Origin of the sequence: Dapis hubbardiae BLCC-M172, assembly GCF_050016015.1 — a bacterium.
In the GTDB taxonomy this organism is placed as follows: Bacteria; Cyanobacteriota; Cyanobacteriia; order Cyanobacteriales; family Microcoleaceae; genus Trichodesmium.
This window is the reverse complement of record NZ_JBNHEQ010000071.1, coordinates 26,198-32,559: the sequence shown is the minus strand read 5'-3', so window position 1 is coordinate 32,559 and position 6,362 is coordinate 26,198. Positions and strand designations below refer to the sequence as shown.

General features: G+C 36.1%; 6 protein-coding genes. 4 read left to right on the top strand and 2 right to left on the bottom strand.

Annotation, left to right across the window (positions count from 1 at the left end; all coding sequences use genetic code 11):
- Nucleotides 1-184: 184 nt before the first annotated feature.
- Nucleotides 185-394, bottom strand: coding sequence for a hypothetical protein (locus ACP6PK_RS07400; protein WP_426559064.1), 210 nt, complete (start codon nucleotides 392-394; stop codon nucleotides 185-187).
- A gap of 559 nt (nucleotides 395-953) precedes the next feature.
- Here ACP6PK_RS07400 and ACP6PK_RS07395 point away from each other — a divergent pair.
- From ACP6PK_RS07395 to ACP6PK_RS07380, 4 genes are all read left to right on the top strand, one after another.
- Nucleotides 954-1,556, top strand: coding sequence for a hypothetical protein (locus ACP6PK_RS07395; RefSeq protein WP_426559063.1), 603 nt, complete (start codon nucleotides 954-956; stop codon nucleotides 1,554-1,556).
- Nucleotides 1,557-1,738: 182 nt separating this feature from the next.
- The gene (locus tag ACP6PK_RS07390) at nucleotides 1,739-2,518 is read left to right on the top strand and encodes a LamG domain-containing protein (protein WP_426559062.1); all 780 of its coding nucleotides are present in this window, start codon (nucleotides 1,739-1,741) and stop codon (nucleotides 2,516-2,518) included.
- A 424-nt stretch (nucleotides 2,519-2,942) separates the two neighbouring features.
- Nucleotides 2,943-3,098 (top strand): DUF29 family protein, encoded by a 156-nt coding sequence (locus tag ACP6PK_RS07385; protein WP_426559079.1) that lies wholly within the window; start codon nucleotides 2,943-2,945, stop codon nucleotides 3,096-3,098.
- Between the two features lie 82 nt (nucleotides 3,099-3,180).
- The gene (locus ACP6PK_RS07380) at nucleotides 3,181-4,053 is read left to right on the top strand and encodes a restriction endonuclease (protein ID WP_426559061.1); all 873 of its coding nucleotides are present in this window, start codon (nucleotides 3,181-3,183) and stop codon (nucleotides 4,051-4,053) included.
- A 106-nt stretch (nucleotides 4,054-4,159) separates the two neighbouring features.
- Here ACP6PK_RS07380 and mnmG read toward each other — a convergent pair whose 3' ends face one another.
- Nucleotides 4,160-6,064 carry a tRNA uridine-5-carboxymethylaminomethyl(34) synthesis enzyme MnmG gene (mnmG, locus tag ACP6PK_RS07375; RefSeq protein WP_426559060.1) on the bottom strand — a complete coding sequence of 635 codons (1,905 nt, stop codon included), beginning with the start codon at nucleotides 6,062-6,064 and terminating at the stop codon, nucleotides 4,160-4,162.
- Nucleotides 6,065-6,362 lie beyond the last annotated feature (298 nt).

Below are 6,362 nucleotides of genomic sequence, written 5' to 3'. Positions count from 1 at the left end.
TTCTATTGCTCTATCCGCAAGAGTTAATTCATTTTATGAAGCACCAAGCCAGAGGTGATGGATAGTGAAATTTTGCTTCTATTGCTCTATCCGCAAGAGTTAATTCATTTTATGAAGCACCAAGCCAGAGGATGGGAGAGGGGTAACTAGGAAGTCGCCCCATTTTAATACCCCAAGGAAACTTTTATCCACGAATGGCGCGGATTAGTTTTGCTGCCGAGTGGGCGATCGCGCAAATAACGATGGAAGTACCAATGGCACTACCAATTATCAAACCAACTTCTTGATTTTCCATTGCCAAGTCGGTAATTTTATCTATTAAATTAATAGGTCTAGTTTCCTGGACTTCGGTATAAGTTGTTTGTTTTTGGTTTTCTGGAAAGTTATTTTCCATGATTATTCTCCAGTATTAAAGGTCAAGCTATTTCACTTTAACTAATACTGAAGAAAAATATAGTCCAACTTTACCTCAATTTTAGGTAAGAGTTAGTGAGGTAAAATTGGGAATATTGAACTGATTTTGCCGAATAACCGTTAAACATTTAGGACTCGACTCTGGATAAGTAGTAGTAGTAGCTTAACCAAAAGACTGGAGTCATGGAACTAAGGTTACTTGTTTTAGGATTCGGAGAATCTAAGCAGTTGTTATGTAATTAAACAGTATTAAAAGTCAGTAGTAGTAGTAGTAGCAGGTTGACTAAAATACTGGAGTCATGGAACTAAATCTTTTAAACAAAAAAACTAAACATTATAACTGAATAATGCATTTTTCTACACCACAATCATCGTATTGTTGGTTTCAGATTGCAATACCAAAAAGGTGTTAATTTTGGTTCAAAAATAAAAGGTGTTAATTTTGGTTCAAAAATGTCAATCACCATACATTTTTTAGCTAAGTGTGCTAAAAAAAACGTAGTAGTAGTAGCTTGAAACCAAAATAAAAATCTAATGTTATGGGACGAAAAGCCAGTTCAATAAAACTTAACGAAGAAGGCATAAAAATGATTGATACAGCCAGAAAGAAAAAAGGTTGGAATAAAATAGAGTGGCAGTGGTGTTACGAAGCATACGTCTCCGAATCTACCTTGAAACGCTTTATTAGTGGCAAACCTATTTCCCCTAAAAATTTTCAAAGCTTATGCGAAGTTGTAGGAATAAAAGAATGGCACTCCCTTGTTGATTGGGAAAATAGTGATAGTACCACCGTTACCCAATTTTCTGAAGAATTTCTCGGCACTTTCCTTACCGAAAAAAAACCAAAATCTAAAGGAGGAATAGCTGTAACTGGGGTTTTCACTTCAGAAAAAAAGCTGGAAGTGGAAATGGCACTGGAGCGCTTACGGGAGCTTTTAATGGAATGCAAAATTGTAGTTAAAACTCCACAGGAACCTGACTCCAACTATGGATGTTCTGTGTATGGTCTTTTTAGTCTAGATCAGCAATTAGAAATTGAAGTAGCATTGGAGCATCTAAAGCTACTTTTGCTTACTTGCACAATTACATTTCATAGCAGAAATACCCCTGATATTTCTAACAATAAAACATATATTTCATAGTTCTTGAAATTGCCTTCTATTTTTATGAAAACTGTTATAAATCACGATGGAATACTCAGAATGGGTTTGAAGGCTAAACCCCTACGGAATTACTATTTTTTATTTTCGATTAATTGTCTTCTATTAATTAGTGATTAGCAAAAATTATCGTATAATTCTTGGGAAGGTAAGGAATAAAAACTATGAAGTTACGCAATTTACTACTCTTTACAATATCTATAGCTACCTCAATGATTCTAGCAATATTATTTGTTGCCGAACTTTTGCGTTCTGAAAAAATAAATTATGCCTTATTTTTTGATGGAGTTGATGACTATATTCAAGTGGAAAATACTAACGTAGTTAACCAGATTGGTAGTGGAGATTTCACATTTTCTGTACTGGTTTATGCATTAGAAAGTGAACAAGTACGTCACCCTCAGATTATGTCTAATCGCCTAACTGAAGGAATAGGATTTCTATTTGGATTTCATGGTCGTTGGAGAGGAAGTAAGAACAAAATACCTTATGTTCAACTCGATAGTATTAATTGGATTGGGTATCCTGACCAACCTAACTTGCTAGATGGTCAATGGCATCACTTTGTTGCTCGTAAACAAGGGGATCGACTAACATATTTTGCAGATGGAAAACTGGTGGCATCTTTGACAACTTCTAGAATTGGAAACTACAATCTTGCTTCTGAGCAACCTCTATTAATTGGTTGGGATTTAGTTAATAAATCTCAGACACATTTCAAAGGTAAAATTGATGAATTAAGTATTTGGAATCGGGCATTAACTGATGCTGAAATAGAGTCTAAAATGCTTTATTCTCTTCGAGGTAATGAACCAGGACTTATTAGTTATTGGCCTTTTGATGAAGGTTCTGGTAATCTTGTTAGGGATAAATCAGGTAATGGTAATGATGGAACTATTTATGGTGGTGCTGTCTGGACAACTGGATGGGTTTCAGAAATATAATGTTGGGTAAAATTATTGTAATTAAAATAGTGAGCAATTAAATCACGATGATAATATGGAACATTAAGAAAGGGTTTGGAGACTAAACCCCTACTAAATTGCTATTTAACTTTTTCACAAATAGACACAAAATATTGTTAATCAAATTACCGACCTAAAATTACTGTATGAAGAAGATTATTTCCTGTGGTTATAAGAAACAATCAAACTACTAAATAATCGTCAGTTATAAAACCTAGATCATAAACATTTAATTGAATAATTAGAAGCCTTGGGTAGAAGTGAAAAAAGTGCTGTTGAAAGTTTCGTTACTTTAATTATTCAACATTTATTATTTTATCAATATTGGTCATAAGAAAGAGGTAATAACTCCAGGCATTGGCGTGGATAAATTTTAACTTTTCGGACTCAATTATAATTAAAAATCACAACAAATTTACGAAATAATTTAGCTGAAAGACTTGACTATCTTTATGGCAAAGCTAGAAAAATTGCTCAAATTAAATCAGAACTTCAATTACCAGAAATTAACCCTTATTCTCTGGAACAAATATTGGATGAAGATTGGCTACCAGAGTAATTATTCAACATCTCCTTGCTTTATCAATACTTGGAATTGGTAGAATACTCTTATTTAAAGCCAATATATCCATGAAGCTATTATGACAAGGCCAAACAAAGGACCTCAGTTTGTCAAATATTTTGCACCTGTAATTTCAGCATTAAAAGAATTAGGAAATTCAGGTACTCCCTCAGAAGTTAAAGATTTAATTGCCGTAAATTTACAAATATCTGACAATATTCTTGATGAACAATTACCCAGTGGAACATCATCTAGATTTGATAATCAAGTTGCCTGGGCAAGATTTTATTTGGCTAAAGCTGGATATATTGATTCATCAAAAAGAGGGATTTGGAAGTTAACAGAAGCTGGAATTGATTCAGAAATTACACCTAAAGAAGCTCTGGAAATCTTTCAAAAACTTCAACAAGCTTTTCGTCAAGAGAGTATAAATAATCAGATTAATAAAGATCTAGAAACAGATGAAGATAATGTTGCAGCTCCAGACTCAAACGAAAATAGTTTCAGAAACTATCGCCAAGAACTATTAGAAACTATTAGAAATATTTCACCAACTGGTTTTGAACATCTCTGTCAAAGGCTACTAAGAGAATCTGGATTTCAACAAGTAGAAATTACAGGTAGAAGTGGAGATGGTGGTATTGATCGCAAAGGAATATTACAGATTAATTTATTAATAAGTATTCCTGTATTATTTCAGTGTAAACGTTATATTAGTTCAGTAGGAGCGCCAGAAATTCGTGATTTTCGTGGGGCAATAATGGGAAGAGCAGATAAAGGTATATTTATTACAACTGGAACATTTACCAGAGAAGCTGTTAGAGATGGAGTGCCGCCCATAGAATTAGTAGATGCTAGTAAATTAATTCTAATGTTTGAACAGTTAGAACTTGGTTTAATACCCAAAACTGTTTATGAGATTGATAAAAGCTTTTTTAAGGAGTTTAGTTAATAATAAATAACATCAAGAAAGGGTTTGGTATCCAAACCCCTACAAAGTCGCAATTTATCGACAAATAACGAAAAATAAGTCAAAGATTACTTTTGACTTTTAACCTTTAACTTTTAACTCCCATAAGTCGATATTGCACTTCTAAATAAACCAACAAAGCATTAATATCCGCCGGATTTACTCCCCCTATTCTCGACGCTTGCCCAATAGTTAAAGGCTGAACTTTTGATAATTTTTCCCGCGCTTCCATCGACAAAGTATCTATAGCAAAATAATCTAAATTACCAGGCAATTTCCTATTTTCTTGCCGACTAATTTGGTCGATTTGATTTTGTTGTCTTTGCAAATAACCGGAATATTTAATATCAATTTCCGCTCCTTCTTTTTCAACTAATTTCAAATCTAAATTTCCCAAATTATACTTTTCTAAATCTACATAATGGAAACCTGGTCGGCGCAATAAATCTGCCAAAGTAATCGAACCTTTAATTTTTGTCTGAGTATCGGCAACAATATTAATGGCTACCTCTTCTAATTCTTTAATTCGAGTTGACTTTAACCGAGCTTTTTCCCCATTAATATTAGTTTGCTTCCTCTCAAATAACTCCCACCGACGGTCATCGATTAAACCAATTTCTCGACCTAAAGGTGTTAGTCTTTGGTCGGCATTATCAGACCGTAAAATTAAACGATATTCCGAACGACTCGTCAACATTCGATAGGGTTCTCGCAAATCTTTTGTACATAAATCGTCAATCAAAGTACCAATATAACTTTGTTCCCTGGGAAAGATAATCATGTCTTGATTTCTAACAAATTTAACGGCATTTATTCCCGCCACAAAACCTTGAGCGGCTGCCTCTTCATATCCAGTGGTACCATTAATTTGACCAGCACAAAATAACCCCTCAATTTTCTTAGTCATCAACGTCGGATAACATTGAGTCGCAGGCAAATAATCATATTCCACTGCATAAGCAGGTCGCAACATCACACAATTTTCTAAACCAGGCAAACTGCGCAACATTTGTAATTGCAATTTCTCTGGCAAACCAGTCGAAAATCCCTGAATATAAAGTTCAGGAATATCGCGACCTTCCGGTTCAATAAATATTTGATGACTACTTTTATCAGCAAACCGGACAATTTTATCCTCAATACTCGGACAATAGCGCGGACCTTTCGCATCCACCCACCCACCATAAACTGGAGATAAATGTAGGTTATCGCGAATTAATTTGTGAGTTTCGGGAGTGGTGCGCGTCAGATAACAACACATCTGTTCCCGTTCCACCCAAACCTCCGGATCGAAACTAAACCAACGCACTTTTTCATCCCCTGGTTGCTCTTCCAGATCGGTGTAGTCAACGGAACGTTTATCAACTCTGGCAGGAGTACCGGTTTTCAGACGTCCGGTTTCAAAACCAAGCTTATTCAGGGTTTCAGTCAAACCGATGGCAGGAAATTCTCCGGCGCGACCTGCTGGCATAGATTTATTGCCTACCCAAATGACTCCACCGAGGAAAGTTCCGGTAGTGAGGATGACAGCTTTACATTTGAAAGCGACACCGAAGTAGGTTTCTACTCCAATAATTTCGTCGTTGTCTCCCAAAACTAAGTCTGTCACCATGCTTTCCCGAACTCGGAGGTTTTCTTGATTTTCGATAATATTACGCATAACGGCAGAATATTCTCGTTTGTCAGTTTGAGCGCGTAACGCCCAAACAGCAGGTCCGCGAGAAGAGTTGAGAATGCGTTTTTGTAGGTAGGTGCGGTCTGCTATTTTGCCTATTTCCCCACCCAAAGCATCCACCTCGTGGGTAAGTTGAGATTTTGCGGGTCCCCCAACAGCGGGGTTGCATGGTTGCCAGGCAATTTTGTCGAGGTTGAGAGTGAGTAGGAGGGTGTGGCAACCGAGGCGTGCGGAAGCAAGGGCGGCTTCGCAACCGGAGTGTCCAGCGCCTACTACGATGATGTCGTATTCGTCTTGGAAGTCAAAGTTTTTGGTCATTTTAGTTATCAGTTATAGCAGGGAATAGGGAATAGGGAACAGGGAACAGTTGAAACCCACATACCGCTGTCTAATATTCATTATCAGTACCGACATCTGAAGTCGGAAGTTTAAAAATCAGAATTTTCTAGTCATCCTAAATGTTTGATAGCAACATACAGTAATTATAAATGATTTGTCAAAAAAACTGTAGGGGTTTGGTCTCCAAAGCCTCTACCAAGAATGGGATTTAGAAACCAAACCCAGTTAGATAAAATGTTACAATCTGTTTAGGACTGTCATATTTTAATATTGCCCA

What these genes read in the sequence shown, in the direction of transcription:
- ACP6PK_RS07400 (WP_426559064.1), bottom strand. Translation starts at nt 394, where the DNA reads ATGGAAAATAACTTTCCAGAAAACCAAAAACAAACAACTTATACCGAA.
- ACP6PK_RS07395 (WP_426559063.1), top strand. Translation starts at nt 954, where the DNA reads ATGGGACGAAAAGCCAGTTCAATAAAACTTAACGAAGAAGGCATAAAA.
- ACP6PK_RS07390 (WP_426559062.1), top strand. Translation starts at nt 1,739, where the DNA reads ATGAAGTTACGCAATTTACTACTCTTTACAATATCTATAGCTACCTCA.
- ACP6PK_RS07380 (WP_426559061.1), top strand. Translation starts at nt 3,181, where the DNA reads ATGACAAGGCCAAACAAAGGACCTCAGTTTGTCAAATATTTTGCACCT.
- mnmG (WP_426559060.1), bottom strand. Translation starts at nt 6,064, where the DNA reads ATGACCAAAAACTTTGACTTCCAAGACGAATACGACATCATCGTAGTA.